The organism is Streptomyces sp. NPDC037126 (assembly GCF_055605965.1).
The window spans coordinates 89,707-109,024 of sequence record NZ_JBVJTD010000002.1; the positions used below are offsets into that span (position 1 = coordinate 89,707).

Here is a 19,318-nt window from a genome sequence, read left to right on the forward strand (position 1 = left end):
TGTGACTGCAGAACCTCCTGATGTGAACGCCGTCTCCGCGCTCGTGACGGAGGCCGCTGCGGCGCCGTCGCTGCACAACGCCCAGCCCTGGGCGTTCCGCTACCTGCGCGACGTCGGCGTGCTGCGTCTGTACGCCGACCCCGAGCGCGCCCTGCCGCACATCGACCCGGAGCGCCGGGGCCTGCACATCGGCTGCGGCGCCGCGCTGCTGAACCTGCGCGTGGCCGCGGCGGCGGCGGGGCTGGCACCGGTGGTCCGGCTGCTGCCGGACCCCGCCTACCCCGAACTCCTCGCCGAGGTGCATCTGTGCGGCAGCGGCACTCCCGACAAGGCGCTCGCCCGGCTGGGCCCGGTAGTCCGCCGTCGTCACTCCAGCCGCCTGCCCTTCCGCGACGAGGGAATCCCGGACGCCGTGCGGGAGAGGCTGTCCGACGCGGCCCACGACGAGGGGGCCCAGCTCTCCTTCCCCGGCGCATGGCACGTGCAGTCGATCCTGGAGCTGGTGCGGGACGCCGAGGACAGGGAGGCGCTGGCCCCGGACGTGCGTGAGGAAGCGGCACGCTGGACGCACACGGAGCTGCCCCATGCCACTGGGGCGGCCGACGGCATCTCCGGCGAGGCGTTCGGCCCGCGGCAGCGCGGTACCTCGGCCCCGGTGCGGGACTTCGCCGCCGGCCGCCCGATGCCCGGACGCGCCTGGGCGTCCTTCGAGAAGAACCCGAACATCGCCTTGCTCGGTACGGCCCACGACAGACCGCTTGACTGGCTCCTGACCGGTCAGGCGCTGGAGCGGGTCCTGCTCCGGGCCACCGCGGACGGGCTGGTCGCCTCCCTCACCTCCCAGCCCCTGGAGTGGCCCGAGACCCGGTGGGCCGTCCGCGATCCCGTGTCGGCCATGGCGCACGTACAGATGGTGATCCGGCTCGGCTACGGCCCCGAGGGTCCCGCCAGCCCACGACGGCCCGTGGCCGATGTGCTCGACGTCCTCTGACACGGACCGGTACCGGTCGCCAGGCGTGAGGAGAGCACCATGAAGGTCTGCGAGGTGATGACCGTTCCACCGGTGTGCGTACCGCCCCGCACCTCCATCGCCGACGTGGCCCGCCGGATGTCCGAGCGCGCGGTCGGGTCTGTCGTCGTGACCGAAGACGGAGCACTGCACGGCATAGTCACGGACCGCGACCTGGTCGTTCGCGGCATGTGCGGCGGTGTGAGCACGGAGGCTCCGGTGGAGTCGGTCATGTCCGCCCGAGTCACCACCGTGGAAGCGACCGACGATCTCCAGGTCGCCTACCGGACGTTTCGGCGCACAGGTGTCCGTCGGCTTCCGGTGCTGGATGCGGGACGGGTGGTCGGAGTCCTGACGATTGACGACCTGTTCCTCGACGTCTTCCGGCGCCTGGCCGACATGCTGGGCCCGGTCGCCTGGAGCGTCCTACAGGAGCCACCCGGCCCTCGCCCCGAGGCTGGAGCCCTGCATGAGCCCTGACCCGGCCGCGCGGGGAACCGCTCTGCGCGAGGACAGCCGGTCCGCGGGCGGCACTGCGACCGTGCCGGGGCCGCCCCCGGAAAGGCCGGGCGCCACCTCGTCCTCCATCCCCTCCCTTGCGGTCTCCGACGTCTTCGCCGCCATGGGCAGCTCGCCCCGGGGCCTCACCTCGGCCGAGACGACCGCGCGGCAGGGCCGTCACGGTCCCAACGAGCTGCCCAGCGTGGGCCACGGCCGTATGTGGCGTCGTCTTGTCGCCCAGTTCACCGACCTGTTCGCGGTCGTGCTGCTCGTCTCGTCGGCCATCACGTTCCTCGCCTATCTGCTGGGGCAGCCCCGGGATCCGGCCACCCTCCAGCTGGCCCTGGCGATCCTCGGGGTGGTGCTGCTCAACGCCGGGATCGGGTTCGCGCAGGAGTACTCCGCGGAGCGTACGGCCGAGTCTCTGCAGGCGATGGTGCCGCGCACCTGCCGTGTGCTGCGTGACGGGGAGCGGCGGGAGCTTCCCGCGCGGGATCTCGTACCGGGGGACGTGGTGGTCCTGGACGCCGGGGACGCGGTACCGGCCGACTGCCGGCTGGTCGAGGCGCAGGAGGCCACCGTCAACAACGCGGCGCTCACCGGCGAGAGCGACCCCGTGGCCCGGGTCGCGGAACCCGTGCCGCCGATGCCGCCGCTTCAGGCCCGCAACTGCGTCTTCATGGGCACCGACCTGGTCGCGGGCACGGGCAAAGGCGTCGTGATCGCGACGGGTGCGGCCACCGAGTTCGGACGGATCTTCCGGCTCACGGCCGCCGCACCGCGGCAGCAGACCCCGTTGCAGCGTCAGGTCGCGGTCATGGCCCGCCGGGTGGCGGGCGTGGCCCTGGCGACCGGAGCCGTGCTGTTCGCGGTGCGTGTGCCCAGCGGGCAGCCGTTCGTGGACACGTTTGTCTTCTCGCTGGGTGTGATGGTCGCCCTGGTGCCGGAGGGACTTCCCGCCACTCTCTCCGTGTCCTTGGCGATCGGCGTGCGGCGCATGGCTCGCCGGCACGCACTCGTCAAGCAGCTGCTCGCGGTGGAGGCGCTGGGCTCGACCAGCGTGATCTGCACCGACAAGACCGGCACCCTCACCCAGGCCGAGATGACCGTCGTACAGCTGTGGGCGGACGACGCCTCGCACGCCGTGTCCGGAGTGGGGTACGCACCGGTCGGCGAGATCACCGACGCGGGGGGCTTGCGGGAACTGCTGCGGGCAGCGGCCCTGTGCGGCAACGCCAGGCTGGTGCCGCCGACCGGACGGGACACATGGCGGGTACTGGGGGACACCACGGAGGGCGCCCTGCTGGTGGCCGCCGCGAAAGCGGGCCTGGACCCGGCGCGGGAGGAAGCCGTGACGCCTCGGGTCTCGGAGCACCCCTTCGACTCCGCACGCAAGCTGATGAGCACCGTGCACCGCGTCGGTGACGGCACATACCTCGCCTATGTCAAGGGCGCGCCGCTCGAACTCCTGCGCCGCTGTGACACCGTCGACCGGGGCGGAGCTCGAACACCGCTGACGGACGCCGTCCGCGCCCGGGTGGCCGCGGCCGCGGACGGCATGGCCGGACAGGGTCTGCGCGTACTGGCCGTCGCGGAGCGGCGGGTCTCAGGCCCACACCCCTCGGTCGGTGACGTCGAGTCCGAGCTGACGTTGCTGGGTCTGACAGGGATGTACGACCCGCCCCGGCCGGAGGTCCGGGATGCGGTGGACTCCTGCCGACGGGCCGGTATCCGCATCGTCATGGTCACCGGCGACCACCCTCTCACCGCGGAGGCCGTCGCCCGCCGCGTCGGTATCGTGCGCGAGTCGGCCCCGGCGGTGACCACGGGCGCCGAACTGGACGCGATGGACGCGAACGGTCTGGACGCCCTGCTGGCGGGCTCCACCGAGCTGCTGCTGTGCCGGGTCAGTCCGGAGCACAAGATGCGGGTGGTCACAGCGCTGCAGCGGCGTGGCGAGGTGGTCGCCGTCACCGGCGACGGAGCCAACGACGCCCCCGCCCTCAAGCACGCCGACATCGGCGTCGCCATGGGCGCCTCCGGCACCGACGTCGCCCGTGAGGCCGCCGTGATGGTGCTGCTCGACGACTCCTTCGCCTCCATCACCACCGCGGTGGGGCTGGGCCGCTCGGTCTACCGGAACATACGCAAGTTCCTGATCTATCTCTTCAGCCACAACATCGCCGAACTCGTTCCGATCCTGGCCGCGACCTTCACCGGGTTCCCGCTGGTGCCGATCACGGCCGTACAGATCCTCGCCATCGATCTCGGCTCCGACGTGCTGCCCGCCCTCGCCCTCGGCGCGGAGCCGATGGAGCCCGACGTCATGAACAACCCCCCGCGGCCCCGCCAGGAGCGGCTGTTCTCGACCGCCGTCATGGGCCGCATCCTCTTCCTCGGCGGCATCCAGTCACTCGGCGTGTGCGCGGTCTTCTTCTGGCACATCCATGGCTCCGGCATCCCCTACGCGGACTTCACCAAGACGAATCCCGTCTACCGGGAAGCCATCACCATGGTCCAGGCCGGCATCGTCGTCAGCCAGTTCTTCAACGCCCTCGCCGTGCGCACCGACCGGCAGAGCGTCTTCCGTGCCGGTCTGCTCAGCAATCCGTGGCTGCTGGCCGCCGGCTGCTTCGGCATCGGGCTCATGGCCGCCATCAGCTACGCCCCACCGCTTCAGGCGATCTTCCACACCGCTCCCCTGTCCCCCGCCGACTGGGCGGTACTTGCGGCGTTCGGAGTGCTGCTGCTGGTCGCCGAGGAACTACGGAAGTGGGCACTGCGACACCGGAGTTCGGCATCCCCGACGGGAGGAACGGCATGAGAGTGATCATCGCGGGCTGCGGGCGGGTCGGGGCCGCTCTGGCCACGCAACTCGTCACCGAAGGCCACGACGTACGACTCGTCGACCTGCAGCCCAAGGCGCGGAAAAAGTTGTCGCCGGGCTTCCCCGGCGCCTTCCACGTGGGCAACGGCTTCAGCCGCGCCGCGCTGGAAACGGCCGGCATCGCTCAGGCGGACGCCTTCGTCGCGGTCACCTCCGGGGACAACAGCAACATCGTCAGCGCACGCACCGCCAAGGACACGTACCGGGTCCCGATCGTCCTCGCCCGCATCCACGATCCACGCCGCGCCGACATCTACCGGGAACTGGGAATCCCGACCATCTCGAGCGTCCGCTGGGCCGTGGGCCGTATCCATCAGATGCTGCTGCACCGCCACCTCAGCCCAGAAGTCTCCTTCGGCAACGGCGAGACACTCCTCGTCCGCTCCCAGCTGCCGCCGTATCTCGTCGGGCGTCAGCTCACCGACTTCGACGTCGACGGCGAGATCCGGGTCGTGGAGATCACCCGCGGGGGCCGCTCACTGCTGCCGGCACACGGTGTCCTGGCGGAGTCCGGCGACCTCGTCACCTTCGGCGTCGCCGCGACCGCGCTGGGCCGGTTGAGCGGCTTTCTCGACAAGGAGCTGGGAACGTGAAGGTCCTGATCGCGGGCGCGGGCCGGCTGGGCACCCAGATCGCCCAGGTCCTGTCCGCCGCGCGCAACGACGTCACCCTCGTCGAGTACGACGACGACCGGGTGGCCGAGCTCGAAGACCTGCCGCACGTGAGGCTCGTGGCCGGGGACGCCTGCGAGCCTGGTCTGCTGGAGCACGCGGGAGCCCTCGCCTGCGACCTCGTCATCGCGGCCACCGGCCGCGACGAGGACAACCTCGTCATCAGCCTGCTGGCCAAGCGGCAGTTCGGAGTGGCGCGGGTGGCCGCGCGCGTCAACGAGGCCGAGAACGCATGGCTCTTCGACCAGCGATGGGGCGTGGACGTGGCCGTACCCACGGCCACCCCGCTGATCTCCCTGATCGAGGAGGCCACCGGCGCCACGGACACGGTGGCGCTGCTGCGGCTGAGCAAGGCGGGAGTCGAGGTCATCGAGACCGCCATCACCGAGCACTCCTGGGCCGCGGGGCGCACGCTGGGCGAGATCGCCCTGCCCACGGGAACCGTGGTCGCCACCGTCGTACGCAACGGCCGGCCCACGGTTCCCGGAGCCGAGATGCGGTTGCTCCCCGGCGACGAACTCCTGCTCGTGTCGCACGAGGCGACCGAACAGGAGATCCATGCGGCCTTCCAGTGATCGAGGGGCCTGCAGGTCCGGGACCCCGGATCACCGCTTCCCCGGCCGCACGATCACGACCGCCTTCCACCCGTCACGCAGCCACCAGCCCCCGGCAGGCCGGAGCGCCCGACCGACCAGGTACAGCCGCGCAGCGGCGGGCAGACGACGCACCGCACCAGGGGTACGGCCCGCGACTGCGTCACACGCACCCCCAACTGCCTTGTCGGCAAGGGATATCGGAAACATGACCGCCCCTTTGCCTGACGCCGACGCTCACTGCCGCTGTGGGACGACCGCGACAGGGCACTGGGCGCGGTGCAGGAGCGCATGGCTGACGCGGCCGAGCTGCAATCCGAAGACGCTCGTCCGGCGCCGTGCCCCGACGACCACCAGGTCCGCGGCCGCCGACCGGTCCACGAGGATCCTGGCGGCCGGCCCTTCCTGCGTCGCCGGACGCGTTCGGACATGCGGGTACTCGGCGATCGCGGCCTTGAGCCGAGCGTCGACGACGGCGGAGGCACGCTCCTCGTACGTGTCCGACGGACTTCCTGCCTGCACCCGGTCGCCGTGCCTGTCGAAGGCGGGCCTGCGCCAGGCGTGCACCACGTCCAGGACGCAGCCGCGCACCTCGGCCTCCCGGAAGGCGAACCGCACGGCCTCGGCGCTCGTGTCGTCGGCGTCGCCGATGCCGAGCAGGATCCGCTCGTGTGAGCCCGCGAGCCCCGCGGGATCGCCTCGGACGACGATCACCGGGCACTGGGCCCGGGCCGACACGGCCAGTCCCACCGACCCGAGGAGCAGCCCCTTGACCTCGCCCCGGCCACGTGAACCCGTCACCAGAGTGAAAGCCTCCTCGCCCTCGCGGACGAGGGCGTCCACCGGGTCCTCGGGGATGATGTCGGTGGTGACCTTCACATCCGGGTTGCGTCGCTCGGCGCGCTCGGCCGCCGAGGCCACGATGTGCTCGGCCAGCACCTGCTCACAAGGGCGTCCGGGGTCCACGGAGGGAAGGCGCGCCTCATAGTGTTCCCATAGCGAGGCGTACACGAGCCTGAGCGGGAGACCGTGGCGATCGGCCTCGTCCACGGCCCAGTCGACCGCCGCCAGACACGAGTCCGATCCGTCGACGCCTGCCACCAGAGGAAGTGTCATCATCCCCACCACCTTTCAGGGGGCCGCCCGTCGCGCAGCACATGGGGGGTGACTTTCACGGTCGCACCTCTGTGGGCTGTGCCGCGAGGGCGTTTCGGCCCGTACCGGAGGACCTTCGGTCCGCTACGGTTCGTGGTCGCGTTCGTGCGCCTGTCGTACGGAGGCGACGACCCGCCCGAGCAGTTCGGGCAGAGCCCTCCGCGCCGCTTCGCTCAGACACGCGCCGAGTTCGACGTCGGTCACCTCCATGGCGTGCACCACGAGTCTGGACGGCAGCCGGCCGAGGGCTTCCGCCAGGGCGAGGCACTCCCCGAGGCCGAGCGCGTGCGTACTCGCCATAGCCGCCGTGCGGGCGGCCGCGTCCGCCGCAGTGAGGGCATGCAACTCCCCCGGCCGACCCGGCCGTATCCGGAGAGCTTCCACCACGATCACCGTGTCCGCGCCGCGCCACAGGTCGAGCATGCGCGCGGGTTCACCGTCGGTGACCTTCAGAACGGTTCCGTCAGGCACCCGGCCCCTCAGGGCTTCCACCGCCGCCGGGCCGACCCCGTCGTCACCGCGCAGTGGATTGCCCACACCGATCACCACGACCCGGCCGCTCATCCGCGTTCCACGGTCATGTCGAGGAAGTGGGCGGCACAGGAGATGCAGGGATCGTGGTTGCGGATGGCCCGTTCGCACAGCCGGGTGAGCTCCTCGTCGTCGGCGGCGGGCCCGCCCTTGCCCAGGCGTGACTGCACCGCCCTGCGCACGTCCTCCTCGATGGCCGTCTGGTTCTGCGCCGTGGGCGGCACGATGCGGGCCTCGGTCACCGTGCCGTCCCCGGTGAGGGCGTAGCGGTGGTACAGCAGGCCCCGCGGCGCCTCGGTGGCCCCGACACCGACACTCCGGCGCGGCGGAACCTCGACGGCCGGCCGGGGAGGGCGTTCGTATCCGGCGATGATCCGGAGGGCCTCCTCGACGGCCTGCACCACCTCGACCGCCCGTACGACGATGCTGCGGAAAGGGTTGTCACAGAGGGCACCGTTCGCCGGATCACCCAGGCCGGCTTCCCGCGCCGCCTCGGCGGCGACGGGGTGCAGCCATCGGCCGTTGAGCGCATAGCGGGCCAGCGGGCCGGTGAGGTAACGACGGCCGTCGAGCTCGGCCGTCAGGGCGGTGGAGTGGGGTACCTGCCCCTCCTGGACGTGCTGTTCGAAGTCGGACAGAGGGAACTCACGCAGCCCCGGACCGTTGTCGTTGCCGTGTCCAGCCATGACCGCAGGTGTTCCGCCGTCGATGGCGTAGCGGCCCGGGTCGCGCAGGGCGAGCAGGTCGTGGTCGCACACAGCATCCGGGAAGTCGAACGTGGCGACCCAGCGGACCGTCTCCAGGGCGTCGTCACGGGCTTGCCGCAACCGTTCCGCCAGTGGGCGGAGCTCGTCCGGCGTCGGGGTCCGGTAGAAACCGCCGATCCGGACGTTGACGGGGTGGATGGGGCGGCCGCCGAGCTGTTCGAGGATCGCGTTGCCGGTCTGTTTGGTTCTCAGGCCACGCTCGACGGCGGCACGCTGGTCACGGGCGAGTTCCACGACGTCGGCACGCCCGAGGAAGTCCGGGGCGTGCAGCAGATGGATGTGCAGAGTGTGGCTCTCGATCCACTCGCCGCAGTACAGCAGGCGCCGCAGCTCCGCGAGAGGGCCGTCCACCACGACGCCGCAGGCGTTCTCGATCGCCTGGCAGGCGCTCATCTGGTAGGCGACCGGGCAGATGCCGCAGATGCGAGCGGTGATGTCGGGCGGCTCGGTGTGGCCCCGGCCGGTCAGGAGGGCCTCGAAGAAGCGCGGCGGTTCGTAGATGCGCAGCCGTGTCTCGGCGACCGTGTCCCCGTCGACGCGTAGGTGGAGGGCTGCTTCACCCTCCACTCTGGCCAGCGCGTCCAGTCGCAGGACGCGGGTTCCGCGGTGGTCCATCGCGAGCCTTTCCGGGCGAGGTCGGTCAGGCCGGAGGGCTCTGCTGCTCCTCGGGCGCGAGGTCGGGTACGGGGGCATACTCCGGCGATGCGGCGTTGAAGGTGCGGAAGACACGCTGGATGTCCCGCTCGCTCATCCCGTCGCGGCGCAGCTGCGCGACCATGGAGCGCAGGTTGGGCTTGCTCGACGGGCCGAAGCAGCCGTAGCAGCCGCGTCCGTAGGCAGGACAGAGGGCACCGCACCCGGCATGCGTCACCGGGCCCAGACAGGGGGTGCCGTGGGCGACGGTGATGCAGGTGGTGCCGCGCCTCTTGCACTCGAAGCAGACGCTGTGGTTCGAGATCTGGGGTTTGCGACCGGCCAGGTAGGCGGTGACGACTTCAAGGAGCTGACGGCGGTCGATGGGGCAGCCGCGCAGCTCGAAGTCGACCGGCACGTGCGCCGAGATCGGTGTCGAGGTCTCCAGCGTGGCGACGTACTCCGGCCGGGCGTAGACCGCGGCGAGGAACTCGTCGACGTCGGCGAAGTTGCGCAGTGCCTGGATGCCGCCCGCGGTGGCGCAGGCCCCGATGGTCACCAGGTACCGGGAGATGCGGCGGACGTGCTGGATCCGCTCGGCGTCCTCGGCGGTGGTGATCGACCCTTCGACCAGGGAGAGGTCGTACGGCCCCCGGCCCTCCAGCCGCGCGCGCTCCCTGTCGGCGCCCTCGGCCGGGGTCATCTCCAGGAAGTGGTCGATCCGTATGCGCTCGGTCAGACCGAGGAGTTCGTCCTCGCAGTCGAGGAGGGTCAGCTGGCATCCGTCGCAGGATGCGAACTTCCACACGGCGAGCGTCGGCCGGGGGGCGACGGCCGGTCCGGGTTCGGTGACCATGTCACAACTCCCTTACGAGGAGCAGGTGTGCCACGCGGTCGTAGCCGACGACCGGTCCGTCGCGGCACAGCAGGAGCGGTCCGAGCTGGCAGTGGCCGCAGTGGCCGGTGGCGCAGTGCATGGTGCGTTCCAGGGACACCTGGACGCGGTGCGGGACCAGGCCCCGGATCACGAGTTCGCGTGCGGTGTGACGCATCATGACCTCGGGTCCGCACACCAGCGCGCACGTGTGCGCGGGGCGTGGATCGAGACGGTCCAGGAGCGAGGTGACCACGCCCACCGGGCCCTGCCAGCCCGGCCCCGGCCGGTCGACGGTCGCCTCCACCCGGGCATGACGGCCCCAGCTCTCGATGTCGTGCCGGTAGATCAGATCGGCGGGGCTTCGGGCGCCCACCAGGACCGCGAGACGCCCGTACGCGGCGGGCCGGCCCAGCACCTCGTGTACGACAGGCCGTAGCGGAGCCAGACCGATGCCTCCGGCGACCACCAGCACGTCGTGGCCGGTTGCCGCTTCGAGGTCCCAGCCGGTGCCGTACGGCCCGCTGAGTCCGACGGTGTCGCCCGGGTGCAGCCGGTACAGCGCGGTCGAGACCGCACCCACCGCGCGCACGGTGTGCACGAGTCCCCCGTGCCGGCCGTGCAGCGCGCTGGCTGAGACGGGCACTTCGCCGACTCCGAACACGTAGATCATCGCGAACTGGCCCGGTGAGAAGGGCGGTAGTGCCTTCCCGGCAGGGACCAGCTCGATCGACCGGGTGTCGGCGGTCTCGCCCCAGGCATCGGCGACGCGGTACGGCAGCGGGGGCGCCACGGTGTTCATGGCGGCTCGGAGGCGGATGCCGGCCCGGTGGACCGTGTCCAGTCGTGCAGAGCGGCCGCTTCCTCGGTGATGTCGATGCCGACGGGACACCATACGATGCAGCGCCCGCAGCCCACGCAGCCGGACGAGCCGAACTGGTCGTACCAGGTGCCGAGTTTGTGAGTCATCCACTGCCGGTAGCGGCTGCGGGAGGAGGCCCGCACCGGGCCACCGTGCAGGTAGGAGAAGTCCAGGTCGAAGCACGAGTCCCACAGGCGCCACCGTTCCGCGTGGTCACCGGTGAGATCCGTGACGTCCTCGGTGGTCGTACAGAAGCAGGTGGGACACACCATGGTGCAGTTGCCGCAGGTCAGGCACCGCCCGGCCACGTCGTCCCAGCGAGGCGCGTCGAGCGTGCCGGCCATCAGCTCGCGCAGGTCGGCTTCCGGCATGATCCTTCCCATACGGTCCGCGGCGGCCGTGACGCCCGCGCGAGCCGTCTCCCGGGTTTCCGGGTCGGCCGGACGAGCGGGCAGTTCGGCGAGGATCTCAGCGCCCTCCGGGCTGCCGCTGCGGACCCAGAAGCGATGTCCGTCCCCGTCGACCACTTCGGTCATCACCAGGTCGTACCCGGGGCCGGCGGCCGGTCCGGTGCCCATCGAGACGCAGAAGCAGGTGGCGCCGGGCTCCGTGCACTCGACCACGATCAGCAAGGCCCCGGAGCGACGGTCCTCGTAGCCGTGATCGCGGTGCGCCCCACCGGTCAGTACCCGGTCCTGGACGGAGACGGCCCGGAGATCACAGGGGCGCACACCCAGGAAGGCATATCGAGGGGGCACAGCCTGTTCGGCCGTGAAAACAAGCTCGCCCTCCACCCGGTCGGCGCTCCACTGCCGCACCCGTGCAGGGTGCAGGAAGGACTTCCACGACTGGGGGCCCGCCGCGTTCGCGAAGGCCGCGCCGTCCGACCGCTCTCGCAGCCGGTACCGCCCTGCTTCCAGCTCCACACCCCATCCGTAGGGCAACTCGTCGGCCGACCGCAGCTCCGCGAGCACGATGGCGCCGTCCCGCGCGGTGGGTCCGACCACGGTGAAGCCGCGCCGGATCAGCACGTCCACGAGCGCCGCCATGCCGTCCTTGCCCATGACGAGTCCGTCGGGCGCGGTCGGCCGGGAGGCGTTCACGTCGGCGTCGGTACTCATGAAGGCCTCCTTCAGCGCGGCGGGCGGCGCGAGGAGCCCTGTCGTCCCCTCAGGCCCACGAGCGCAGCATCTCCGGTACGGCATCGCGCCGACAGAGCCGGGTGGGCACGTACACAGGTCCATTGGCCCCTCTTGACCGCCGGCAAGCCGGCATCAGGCGTTTCGCCACTGAGAGCCGGGCCCGGCCGTCGTCTCGGACGCGTGACAACCGTGGACCGGTGCCGTCCGGCCACGGCCGGGGCCCTTCGACCCAGTGCGGGCGGGTCTGTCCGGGTGGATGGTCGAAGCAGGCCCGGAGGAAGGAGGGGCCGGCATGCCTTGGGAGACCATCCGGAAGGAAACCCCACCGCGTACCACCCCCAATCTGCGTGACTACGACAAGGAGTGCGCCGGTTTCACGTGGCAGGCGGCACGCGGCAGGCTGCAGGGGCTGCCCGGGGGGCGGGGACTGAACATCGCGCACGAGGCCGTCGACCGGCACGCGGCATCGGATCGCGCGACTGCTGTCGCTTTGCGCTGTGTCGGGCGGGACGACTCCGTCACCTCGGTGACCTACGGGGATCTGGCCCGCTCGACGTCACGTTTCGCCAACGTGCTCCGCGGCCTCGGCATCGGACATGGTGACCGGGTGGTGACGCTGCTGGGGCGCTGCCCCGAGCTGTACACCGTGGTCCTCGGCACGCTGAAGAACACCAGCGTCCTGTGCCCGCTGTTCTCCGCCTTCGGACCGGACCCGGTGTTCCAGCGGGTGACGCTCAGCGACGCGCAGGTGCTGGTCACCACGGCGGACCTGTACCGGAAGAAGGTCGCCGGGCGACGGCACAGCCTCGCCGCCCTGCGTCACGTGCTGATCGTCGGCGACGGGGCCGACGAGCTGCCCGGTACCCGGCCCCTCGCCGCGTTGATGGCCGACGCGGCCGACACGTTCACGATTCCGCCGACCTCGCCGCACGACATGGCCCTGCTGCACTTCACGAGCGGCACGACGGGCATCCCCAAGGGCGCGGTGCATGTGCACGAGGCGGCAGTGGCCCACTACGCGACCGCGCTGTACGCCCTCGACCTCCATGGGGACGACGTGTTCTGGTGCACCGCGGACCCGGGATGGGTGACCGGCATGTCGTACGGGATCGTGGCACCGCTCATGCACGGCGTGACGGTCGTCGTGGACGAGGGCGAGTACGACGCCCGGCGCTGGTACCGGATCCTCGCCGAGCAGCGGGTGAGCGTCTGGTACACGGCCCCGACGGCCCTGCGCATGCTGATGCGCACGACGCCGAGGACGGGCCCGTACGATCTGCCGCGCTCCTTCGACCTGAGCGCGCTGAGGTTCATCGCGTCGGTCGGCGAGCCCCTCAACCCGGAGGCCGTGGTGTGGGGGCGGGACGTGCTCGGGCTGCCCGTGCACGACAACTGGTGGCAGACCGAGACCGGCGCCATCATGATCGCCAACTTCGCCGCGTGCGACATCCGCCCCGGCTCGATGGGGCGCCCGCTGCCCGGTGTGCAGGCGGCGGTGCTGCGGCGGGGCGAGGACGGCCGGGCAGCGGTCGCGGACGGGCACGTCACCGTGCTGGAGGAGCCCGGCGTGGAGGGCGAGCTCGCACTCCGTCCCTGCTGGCCGTCCATGTTCCGCGGCTATCTGCACGACGAGCCGCGCTCCGCCGCGGCCTTCGCGGACGGCTGGTACCTCACCGGCGACCTGGTACGACGCGACGCCGACGGCTGGTACTGGTTCGTGGGACGCGCCGACGACGTGATCAAATCGGCGGGACACCTCATCGGGCCGTTCGAGGTCGAGAGCATCCTGATGGAGCATCCGGCGGTTGCCGAATCCGGGGTCATCGGCCGGCCCGATCCCGTGGCCGGGAACATCGTCAAGGCGTTCGTCACCCTGCGGCCCGGCTTCGATCCCACCACCACGATGCGTCAGGAACTGCTGGCCTTCGCCCGGCGGAGACTGGGCCCGGCCGTGGCGCCCCGGGAGATCGCCTTCGACCAGCACCTGCCGCACACCCGCAGCGGCAAGGTCATGCGCCGCCTGCTGCGGGCCCGTGAGCTGGGCCTGCCCGAGGGCGACATCTCCACCCTGGAGGACTCAGCCCAGGAGGCCTGGTCCACGGCGAGGACGGAGCAGCCGGCATGACCACCACCCGTACCCCGCACACGCCCCGGCCCGCGACCCGCACGGACCGTCAGGCCGCACACCGTCTGGCCCTGCTGGAGTCGATGCTGCGCGTCCGCCGGTTCGAGGAACGCTGCGTGGAGCTCTACAGCGCCGCACGCATCAGGGGCTTCATGCACCTCTACATCGGCGAGGAAGCCGTGGCCGTCGGCGTCAATGAGGCGCTCACGGACGACGACGCGGTCGTGTCCACCTACCGCGAACACGGGCACGCACTCGCCCGGGGTGTCCCGGCCGAGGCGATCATGGCCGAGATGTTCGGCAAGGTCACCGGCTGCAGCCGCGGCCGTGGTGGCTCGATGCACCTCTTCGACGCCGACCGCCGCTTCTACGGTGGCAACGCCATCGTCGGAGGCGGACTCCCGCTTGCGGCCGGTCTCGCCCTCGCCGACCGGATGACCGGTCGCACCCGGGTCACCTGCTGTTTCTTCGGCGACGGCGCTTTCGCCGAAGGCGAGTTCCACGAGACCGCCAACCTGGCCGCGCTCTGGCGGCTGCCCCTGCTGCTGGTGTGCGAGAACAACCTGTACGCGATGGGCACGGCCTTGGCGCGTCATCAGGCCCAGACCGACCTCGCGCTGCGTGCCGCCGGGTACGGCATGGTCTCCTGGGCCGTCGACGGCATGGACGTCTTCGCCGTCGAGGATGCCGCCCGGCGGGCGGCCGAAGGGGTACGGGCCGGAACGGGGCCGCACTTCCTGGAGATGCGCACGTACCGCTTCCGCGCCCATTCCATGTACGACTCCGACCGCTACCGCGACAAGGCCGAGATCGAGTACTGGAAGGAACGCGACCCGGTCGAGGGACTCGCCGGGCAACTGCGGGAGGCGAAGGAGCTGACCGACAAGGCCCGCACCCATCTGGAGGATCGTCTGGCCGCCGAGATCGACGCGGCCGTGGAGGCGGCCGAGCAGGCCCCGGAGGAGCGCGTCGAGGACCTTCTCACCTATGTCACCAGCCCGGTGGAGGCGGCTCGGCCATGACCACGCCCCACGCACGTACCGCCGGGCCCGCCGCCCCGACGGAACGCAGGACGACCTACCGGGAGGCGATGCGCGACGCGCTGCGCGAGGCCCTGCGCACCGACGACCGGGTGTTCCTGATGGGTGAGGACGTGGGCCGCTACGGCGGCTGCTTCGGCGTCAGCCTCGGCCTGCTGGAGGAGTTCGGCCCCGAGCGGATCCGCGACGCCCCGCTGTCCGAGTCGGCGTTCGTCGGCGCCGGGATCGGTGCGGCCCTTGCCGGCATGCGGCCGATCGTCGAGATCATGACGGTCAACTTCAGCCTGCTGGCGCTGGACCAGATCCTCAACAACGCGGCGACCCTGCTGCACATGTCGGGCGGCCAACTGCCCGTACCGATCGTGATCCGGATGACCACGGGCGCGGGCAGGCAGCTCGCGGCCCAGCACTCGCACAGCCTGGAAGGCTGGTACGCGCACATCCCTGGCCTGCGGGTCCTTGCGCCGGCCACCCTCACCGACGCCCGGTACATGCTGGCTCCCGCACTCGCCGACCCGGACCCGGTGCTGATCTTCGAGCACGGCAGTCTGTACAACGTCCCGGGCGACCTGCCCGCGGATGCCGGCCCGGTCGGCCTGGACCAAGCGGCCGTCCGCCGGCCCGGTACGGACGTGTCGCTGATCACGTACGGCGGCTCCCTGCCCAAGGCACTGGCCGCGGCCGAGGACCTCGCGAGGGGCGGGATCAGCGCGGAGGTCGTCGACCTGCGCACCCTGCGCCCGCTGGACGACGCCACCGTCGGCCGGTCCGTGGCGCACACGCACCGCGCCGTCGTCGTCGACGAGGGCTGGCGCACCGGCAGCCTGGCCGCCGAGATATCCGCGCGTCTCGCCGAACGGCACTTCTACGATCTCGATGCCCCCGTCGAACGGGTGTGCAGCGCCGAGGTGCCCGTACCGTACGCGCGCAGACTGGAGGAGGCCGCGCTGCCCCAGCCCGACGGGATCGTGGCCGCCGCGCGGCGCGCCGTCGGCGAGCCTGCGACGGCCGGAGAGGTCGGGCGGAGATGACGGCGTTCACCATGCCCTCGCTCGGCGCGGACATGGACGAGGGCGTGCTGCAGGAGTGGCTCGTGGGGCCCGGGGACCGGGTGCACAAGGGCGACATCGTGGCGGTCGTGGAGACGGACAAGGCGGCCATCGAGGTCGAGTGCTTCCAGACCGGGACCGTGGGGCAGCTGCTCGTCGAGCCGGGGACCCGGGTCCCGGTGGGGACGCCGCTCGCGGTGATCGAGCCCGCTGGGCGGGCACGGGCTCCCGGGTCTTCAGCCACTGCGGAGGGTGATGCCACCCACCGCGAAGCCGCCGGGCCGGAGCCGGGCTCTCCTCGGCGAGCGGCACCCGTGCACGCGGAGGCCGACCACGAACCGCCCGCACGACACGAGCATCCCAAACGCAGGCGCAAGACTCCCCCGAAGCCGGAAACCGCCCCGGAACCGGTGCACACGGAGGCCCGAGAGCAGGCGAGCGGACACCACGCACCAGCGCCCGAGGAGTGCCATGACGGAGCCACCGGGGTCATCGGTACCGGGCCCCTCGTACGGCACCTGGCCGCGCTGCGCGGTGTCGACCTGGCGGAGCTGCACGGCACCGGCCGGGGCGGACGGATCACACGTGCCGACGTGGATCACGCCCAGCGGTCTCCCGCGTCCAGAGTGCGGGCCACGCCGTACGCACGGCGCCTCGCCCACGAGTGCGGTGTCGACCTGACGGGTGTGCGAGGCACCGGGGACGGCGGAGCCGTGCGCGCGGCGGACGTGCACACGGCCATGCGCTTCCCAGCCGTGGGAGACGAACACGGGCGGTCCGATCGGCGCCCGCAGAACGGCGCGCCGCGCCCCGCCGCCGTACCGACCGGCAGCCGTCCCGAGGACCGTACGGACACCATGCGCCGTGCCGTCGCCGACCTCATGAGCCGCTCCAAGCGGGAGATCCCGCACTACTACCTGTCCACCACCATCGACCTGACGGCGGCCGACGACTGGCTCCGCCGGTTCAACCGCGCCCGTACACCCGCCGGCCGCCTCGTGCCCGCGGCGCTGCTCCTGAAGGCGGCCGCCATAGCGGCGCGCGAGGTGCCCGCGCTCAACGGCTACTGGCGGAACGGCGCGTTCGCCCCCGCCTCCGAGATCAACCTCGGCATCGCGGTCTCGCTCCGGCGGGGCGGACTGCTCGCCCCGGTGATCCACCGCGCCGACACGCTGACGCCGGACGCCCTCATGACGCGTCTGAAGGACCTGGTGGAGCGCGCCCGCCGGGGAAGGCTGCGCGGGAGCGAGATGGCCGGCGCCACCCTGACCGTCACCAGCCTGGGTGACCAGGGCGTGGAGGCGGTGTTCGGGGTCATCCACCCGCCCCAAGTGGCACTGGTCGGCTTCGGAGCGGTCGTCGAACGGCCCTGGGCCGCCGGCGGCATGCTCGGCGTGCGTCCCGTGGTGACCGCGACCCTGGCCGCGGACCATCGGGCCACGGACGGCGCCGTGGGCGCCCGCTACCTCACGGCAGTCGACCGTCTGCTGCAAAAACCCGAGGAGCTGTGATCGCGATGAAGCCCCTGAACAACGCGGAGGCCCTGTCGGTGATCAAGGAGTCGATCATGCAGATCATCCCCGACGCCGACTTCACTCCGCTCGAACCGGAGGACAGGTTCCGTGACGTGCTCGAACTGGATTCGCTTGATTTCCTCAGCCTCGTCGAGCTGCTGTCCGAGCGCACGGGAGTCCGCATCGACGAGGAGGACTACCCGGAGCTGACCACCCTGTCGGATGCCACGCGTTTCCTGGTCAGCAGATCGAAGTCCCGGACCAGCCCGGCGCGGTGAAGCCGGGCGTCCGTGCTCTCTCCCGGCGGTCCTCACTCGCGGTGGAGCACGACTTTGAGGACCCCCGTGCCGGTGCGGCGTGCGAACACCTCCACGGTCGCCTCCACCCTGCCCGTGGGCAACACGGCCATCGGTGGATGTCAGTCCGGCTCCATGTAGGGGCGGCGGAAGACCGGGGCCTGGCCGGCACCCCACGGGCGTACGACCGCCAGCACCTGAGCGACGGCGGATTCCAGCGCGCCACCGGTATCGACCGGAACGGCTTCAGGCCACGGCGGTTCCCTGGCGGCCATGGCACTGGCGATCTCGGGGCCGGCGTCGGATGCGCCGGGGGCGCGCATGCGCAGGCGGGACGCCGACACATCGCCCGGCACACGGCAGTGCAGGGCGAACAGGTCGGCATCGGCGCGTTCGGCTGCGCGGGCAGCGGCCTGCCGCTGTGCGGCATCGGACCAGGTCGCGTCGAGGACGACCGATTCACCGGAGGAGAGCAGCACGACCGCGCGGTCGAGCAGGGCGGCGTACGTCCTCGCGGTCCACTCGGTCGTGTACAGCCCTTCGCCGTACGCGGTTGCGGCGGACTGCTCCGCAGGGATGCCCGCAAGTTCCTTGCGCATGCGGTCGCTGCTCAGCAAGGTGACTCCCAGCCGGTCGGCCAGCGCTCCGGAGAGCGTGGACTTGCCGCTGCCCGGCAGGCCACCGACGAGGGTGAGACCCACGGCTGAGGTCCGCAGGTGGCGCAGCGCGATGGAGGCGTGCCGCCGCGACGCCGCTTCCGCGCCGGGCGCGCCCTGGTGGGCCTGGATCGCCGAGACCTTGGCGCGGACGAAGGCCCGGTAGGCGACGTAGTGGTGCCAGAGGGAAGGGGGCGCGGAATCACCGGAGTAGTCGCCGTACCGAGCGAGGAAGTACGCGGCCGACTCCGCGGCTCCGAGCTGTTCGAGGTCCATGGCGAGGAAGGCGGCGTCGTCGAGGCCGTCGACGTAGCGGAGACGGTCGTCGAACTCCAGGCAGTCCAGGACGCGGGGGCCGTCGTCAAGGCAGAAGATGTCTTCGGCCAGCAGGTCGCCGTGGCCGTCGACCATCCGTCCCTGCTCGATACGGGTGTCGAAGAGCTGCTTGCGACCGGCGAGATAGCGGCGCACCAAGTGCTCGATCTCCGTCAGGTGGTCGAGCACGACTCCGTCCTCGGCGAGCGCGTGCATCTGCGAGAAGCTCGCTTCCCAACGTGCGGACAGGGCATCCCGCGTGCCCTCGGCGTCCACATGAGGGCCGCGGGGTGCGGCCGCGTGCCACGCAGTCAGGTGCCTGGCGACGGTCCGCAGGACGTCGTCCACGGCGGCCCCGGTCCGGGCCAGGTGGGAGAGGCGGCGGTCCTCCGGCATGCGGCGCATCACCACTAGTGGTTCGGGGACGTCCACACCGGGACTGCGGAATTCACCCAGGCCTATGTAGACGTCGGGGCTGAACCGGCGGTTGAGGGCTATTTCACGCTCGCACACGGCCCGGCGCGCGGCGACCGTCGTGTAGTCCAGGAATCCCAGGTCGACGGGCTTCTTCACCTTGTAGGCCCGGTCGCCGAGGAAGAACAGCGTCGCCGTGTGGGTCTCGCACACGCCGGCGCGCGAGGGAGGCCCGGTGTCGTGCCGGGCGGCCGGCCTGAGAGCCGCCCCGCCTGCCTGCGACT

17 protein-coding genes are annotated in these 19,318 nt (G+C 71.5%); 10 read left to right on the top strand and 7 right to left on the bottom strand.

Translation table 11 applies throughout. The features are described from left to right. The first annotated feature begins 1 nt into the window (after window position 1). The 5 genes from ACZ7FF_RS05430 to ACZ7FF_RS05450 are packed head-to-tail and all read left to right on the top strand — an operon-like array spanning window position 2 to window position 5,643. Window positions 2–991, top strand: coding sequence for an Acg family FMN-binding oxidoreductase (locus ACZ7FF_RS05430; protein ID WP_470809726.1), 990 nt, complete (start codon window positions 2–4; stop codon window positions 989–991). A 39-nt stretch (window positions 992–1,030) separates the two neighbouring features. Continuing rightward, complete coding sequence (locus tag ACZ7FF_RS05435; protein ID WP_470809728.1) at window positions 1,031–1,489, top strand: CBS domain-containing protein; 459 nt, start codon at window positions 1,031–1,033, stop codon at window positions 1,487–1,489. Beyond that, window positions 1,479–4,334, top strand: a complete 2,856-nt coding sequence (locus tag ACZ7FF_RS05440) for a cation-translocating P-type ATPase (protein WP_470809730.1) — start codon at window positions 1,479–1,481, stop codon at window positions 4,332–4,334. The genes ACZ7FF_RS05435 and ACZ7FF_RS05440 overlap by 11 nt, the downstream gene beginning before the upstream one ends. Beyond that, on the top strand, window positions 4,331–4,990 hold the full coding sequence (locus tag ACZ7FF_RS05445; RefSeq protein WP_470809731.1) for a potassium channel family protein: 660 nt from the start codon (window positions 4,331–4,333) through the stop codon (window positions 4,988–4,990). The genes ACZ7FF_RS05440 and ACZ7FF_RS05445 overlap by 4 nt, the downstream gene beginning before the upstream one ends. Continuing rightward, a complete protein-coding gene (locus tag ACZ7FF_RS05450) occupies window positions 4,987–5,643 on the top strand; it encodes a potassium channel family protein (protein WP_470809733.1) in 657 nt (218 codons plus the stop codon). Before ACZ7FF_RS05445 ends, ACZ7FF_RS05450 begins: the two co-directional genes overlap by 4 nt. Before the next feature lie 255 nt (window positions 5,644–5,898). Here ACZ7FF_RS05450 and ACZ7FF_RS05455 read toward each other — a convergent pair whose 3' ends face one another. From ACZ7FF_RS05455 to ACZ7FF_RS05480, 6 genes are all read right to left on the bottom strand, one after another. Next, complete coding sequence (locus ACZ7FF_RS05455) at window positions 5,899–6,777, bottom strand: universal stress protein (protein ID WP_470810570.1); 879 nt, start codon at window positions 6,775–6,777, stop codon at window positions 5,899–5,901. Between the two features lie 123 nt (window positions 6,778–6,900). After that, window positions 6,901–7,380 carry a hydrogenase maturation protease gene (locus tag ACZ7FF_RS05460; protein ID WP_470809735.1) on the bottom strand — a complete coding sequence of 160 codons (480 nt, stop codon included), beginning with the start codon at window positions 7,378–7,380 and terminating at the stop codon, window positions 6,901–6,903. Then, complete coding sequence (locus tag ACZ7FF_RS05465) at window positions 7,377–8,729, bottom strand: Ni/Fe hydrogenase subunit alpha (protein ID WP_470809736.1); 1,353 nt, start codon at window positions 8,727–8,729, stop codon at window positions 7,377–7,379. The genes ACZ7FF_RS05460 and ACZ7FF_RS05465 overlap by 4 nt, the downstream gene beginning before the upstream one ends. A 25-nt stretch (window positions 8,730–8,754) precedes the next feature. Then, window positions 8,755–9,603 carry an NADH-quinone oxidoreductase subunit B family protein gene (locus ACZ7FF_RS05470; protein ID WP_470809737.1) on the bottom strand — a complete coding sequence of 283 codons (849 nt, stop codon included), beginning with the start codon at window positions 9,601–9,603 and terminating at the stop codon, window positions 8,755–8,757. Between the two features lies 1 nt (window position 9,604). Next, a complete protein-coding gene (locus ACZ7FF_RS05475) occupies window positions 9,605–10,423 on the bottom strand; it encodes an FAD/NAD(P)-binding protein (RefSeq protein WP_470809739.1) in 819 nt (272 codons plus the stop codon). Then, a complete protein-coding gene (locus ACZ7FF_RS05480) occupies window positions 10,420–11,604 on the bottom strand; it encodes a 4Fe-4S dicluster domain-containing protein (RefSeq protein WP_470809741.1) in 1,185 nt (394 codons plus the stop codon). Before ACZ7FF_RS05480 ends, ACZ7FF_RS05475 begins: the two co-directional genes overlap by 4 nt. Before the next feature lie 313 nt (window positions 11,605–11,917). On the opposite strand from ACZ7FF_RS05480, the gene acsA reads away from it, so the two are divergent. The 5 genes from acsA to ACZ7FF_RS05505 are packed head-to-tail and all read left to right on the top strand — an operon-like array spanning window position 11,918 to window position 17,631. Beyond that, window positions 11,918–13,750, top strand: a complete 1,833-nt coding sequence (gene acsA, locus ACZ7FF_RS05485; RefSeq protein ID WP_470809743.1) for an acetate--CoA ligase — start codon at window positions 11,918–11,920, stop codon at window positions 13,748–13,750. Further along, window positions 13,747–14,772: a pyruvate dehydrogenase (acetyl-transferring) E1 component subunit alpha gene (gene pdhA, locus ACZ7FF_RS05490; protein ID WP_470809745.1), complete on the top strand. Its 1,026-nt coding sequence runs from the start codon at window positions 13,747–13,749 to the stop codon at window positions 14,770–14,772. Before acsA ends, pdhA begins: the two co-directional genes overlap by 4 nt. After that, window positions 14,769–15,821 carry an alpha-ketoacid dehydrogenase subunit beta gene (locus tag ACZ7FF_RS05495; RefSeq protein WP_470809746.1) on the top strand — a complete coding sequence of 351 codons (1,053 nt, stop codon included), beginning with the start codon at window positions 14,769–14,771 and terminating at the stop codon, window positions 15,819–15,821. The genes pdhA and ACZ7FF_RS05495 overlap by 4 nt, the downstream gene beginning before the upstream one ends. Beyond that, window positions 15,818–17,350, top strand: a complete 1,533-nt coding sequence (locus tag ACZ7FF_RS05500; RefSeq protein WP_470809748.1) for a 2-oxo acid dehydrogenase subunit E2 — start codon at window positions 15,818–15,820, stop codon at window positions 17,348–17,350. The genes ACZ7FF_RS05495 and ACZ7FF_RS05500 overlap by 4 nt, the downstream gene beginning before the upstream one ends. Before the next feature lie 5 nt (window positions 17,351–17,355). After that, a complete protein-coding gene (locus tag ACZ7FF_RS05505; RefSeq protein ID WP_470809749.1) occupies window positions 17,356–17,631 on the top strand; it encodes an acyl carrier protein in 276 nt (91 codons plus the stop codon). A gap of 140 nt (window positions 17,632–17,771) precedes the next feature. On the opposite strand, the gene ACZ7FF_RS05510 is transcribed toward ACZ7FF_RS05505, so the two are convergent. Continuing rightward, window positions 17,772–19,247, bottom strand: a complete 1,476-nt coding sequence (locus tag ACZ7FF_RS05510; protein WP_470810572.1) for a bifunctional aminoglycoside phosphotransferase/ATP-binding protein — start codon at window positions 19,245–19,247, stop codon at window positions 17,772–17,774. Between the last annotated feature and the right edge of the window lie 71 nt (window positions 19,248–19,318).

Bases quoted from the DNA above. Each gene is read 5' to 3' on its own strand.
- ACZ7FF_RS05465 (WP_470809736.1), bottom strand. From the start codon at position 8,729: ATGGACCACCGCGGAACCCGCGTCCTGCGACTGGACGCGCTGGCCAGA.
- pdhA (WP_470809745.1), top strand. From the start codon at position 13,747: ATGACCACCACCCGTACCCCGCACACGCCCCGGCCCGCGACCCGCACG.
- ACZ7FF_RS05445 (WP_470809731.1), top strand. From the start codon at position 4,331: ATGAGAGTGATCATCGCGGGCTGCGGGCGGGTCGGGGCCGCTCTGGCC.
- ACZ7FF_RS05460 (WP_470809735.1), bottom strand. From the start codon at position 7,380: ATGAGCGGCCGGGTCGTGGTGATCGGTGTGGGCAATCCACTGCGCGGT.
- ACZ7FF_RS05440 (WP_470809730.1), top strand. From the start codon at position 1,479: ATGAGCCCTGACCCGGCCGCGCGGGGAACCGCTCTGCGCGAGGACAGC.
- ACZ7FF_RS05505 (WP_470809749.1), top strand. From the start codon at position 17,356: ATGAAGCCCCTGAACAACGCGGAGGCCCTGTCGGTGATCAAGGAGTCG.
- ACZ7FF_RS05455 (WP_470810570.1), bottom strand. From the start codon at position 6,777: ATGACACTTCCTCTGGTGGCAGGCGTCGACGGATCGGACTCGTGTCTG.
- ACZ7FF_RS05470 (WP_470809737.1), bottom strand. From the start codon at position 9,603: ATGGTCACCGAACCCGGACCGGCCGTCGCCCCCCGGCCGACGCTCGCC.
- ACZ7FF_RS05480 (WP_470809741.1), bottom strand. From the start codon at position 11,604: ATGAGTACCGACGCCGACGTGAACGCCTCCCGGCCGACCGCGCCCGAC.
- ACZ7FF_RS05475 (WP_470809739.1), bottom strand. From the start codon at position 10,423: ATGAACACCGTGGCGCCCCCGCTGCCGTACCGCGTCGCCGATGCCTGG.
- ACZ7FF_RS05435 (WP_470809728.1), top strand. From the start codon at position 1,031: ATGAAGGTCTGCGAGGTGATGACCGTTCCACCGGTGTGCGTACCGCCC.
- ACZ7FF_RS05500 (WP_470809748.1), top strand. From the start codon at position 15,818: ATGACGGCGTTCACCATGCCCTCGCTCGGCGCGGACATGGACGAGGGC.
- ACZ7FF_RS05495 (WP_470809746.1), top strand. From the start codon at position 14,769: ATGACCACGCCCCACGCACGTACCGCCGGGCCCGCCGCCCCGACGGAA.
- acsA (WP_470809743.1), top strand. From the start codon at position 11,918: ATGCCTTGGGAGACCATCCGGAAGGAAACCCCACCGCGTACCACCCCC.